The organism is Acidobacteriota bacterium, from assembly GCA_030949985.1.
Classification (GTDB): Bacteria; Acidobacteriota; Polarisedimenticolia; order J045; family J045; genus JALTMS01.
This window is the reverse complement of sequence record JAUZRX010000117.1, coordinates 1-1157: the sequence shown is the minus strand read 5'-3', so window position 1 is coordinate 1157 and position 1157 is coordinate 1. Positions and strand designations below refer to the sequence as shown.

General features: G+C 59.3%; 2 protein-coding genes. Both read left to right on the top strand.

All coding sequences use genetic code 11. The features are described from left to right. Nucleotides 1–149 precede the first annotated feature (149 nt). Nucleotides 150–815: a hypothetical protein gene (locus Q9Q40_15065; protein MDQ7008540.1), complete on the top strand. Its 666-nt coding sequence runs from the start codon at nt 150–152 to the stop codon at nt 813–815. Further along, a partial coding sequence (locus Q9Q40_15060) for a hypothetical protein (protein MDQ7008539.1) occupies nt 808–1157 on the top strand: 350 nt, incomplete at its 3' end. The genes Q9Q40_15065 and Q9Q40_15060, both read left to right, overlap by 8 nt.

Sequence of the window (1157 nt, the reverse complement as noted above, 5' to 3'; positions counted from 1 at the left end):
CGGGTCTGGGGCGATCATATCCGGCACAAGCGTCCCGTTGCTGCATGATTACAGTGCCCTGCTGGCTGATGTGCAGACACTGGCCAATGATGTAGCCGCGTTGCGGGCAACCGTGGAGAAGCTGATTACACAACTGAAAGGATGATGACATGAACCCGCTTATGCAAAATCTGGCGCCGCCGCCCATCGCCAGCGATGGTACGGTGCCCACCGCCCCGACGGGGCCTGACGCCGGGCTGCAGCCTGCCGCCGACCCGAATACACCTATCAGTGCTGACGTTGTTGAGCAGCAGATACAGCAGTTCATTCAGAAGCACCCGGCGGCTGTGGCACAGATCAAGCAGGTGATCGCGCAGGCTACGGCCAGTGGCGAACTTGACCCGCAGGAACTCAACACGCTGGCCGGGCTGGCCATTCCTGTGCTCCGTACCCCTGCGCTGTACCCGCAAATCCGTGAGTATATCATCCAGCAGGGCATCGTGTCAGAAGCTGATGTGCCGAAGGAGTACGACCAAGGGCTGGTTATTGCAGTGCTGCTCGCGGCGCGGGCGCAGCAGGGAAACCCGTCTACCGACATGCCGGGCGACACGTCGCCTGACAATGGGCCGCAGGCCGGGCTGGCTCCGCCATCGCCGGCCGTTGGCAAGCCGTCGTTCAAGGAAGGCGGGCAGGTTCCGGGGGCACCTAACCAGCCTGTCGGCATAAATGCACACGGCGGGGAGTATGTCGTACCAAGCCACGTAGTGGCCATGAAAGGGCGCGAGTTCTTTGACAAGCTGGTAGCTCAGTATGCGGACAAGAAACCGAATGGATGAACTGACCATTGAGCTTCTTGAACCAGACAAGGTCGACGCCGTGTGGAAGCACATTCGCCCTATCGTAGCGGCCGCGTGCCGCAGTAATGCCGCTGCACAGATGGACATATCACCGGACACGGTGTACAGTTTAGCTACAACGGGCATGTGTGTGGTGTTCGTTGGGCGGGAAAAGAAGAAAGTGCGGTTCGTGTTGGTCATGCAGTTCACCGATATGTATGGGACGCGCGGCGCAGAAATAGTCGCCATGGGCGGCGCTGGGATGATGAAGTTCAAGAACGCATACTGGGATGTGATCGTTGAATGGCTGAAAGCCAATGGGTGCAAGTACATAGACGCCTG

Excerpts from the sequence above, each read along its gene's own strand:
- Q9Q40_15065 (MDQ7008540.1), top strand. The coding sequence starts at position 150 with ATGAACCCGCTTATGCAAAATCTGGCGCCGCCGCCCATCGCCAGCGAT.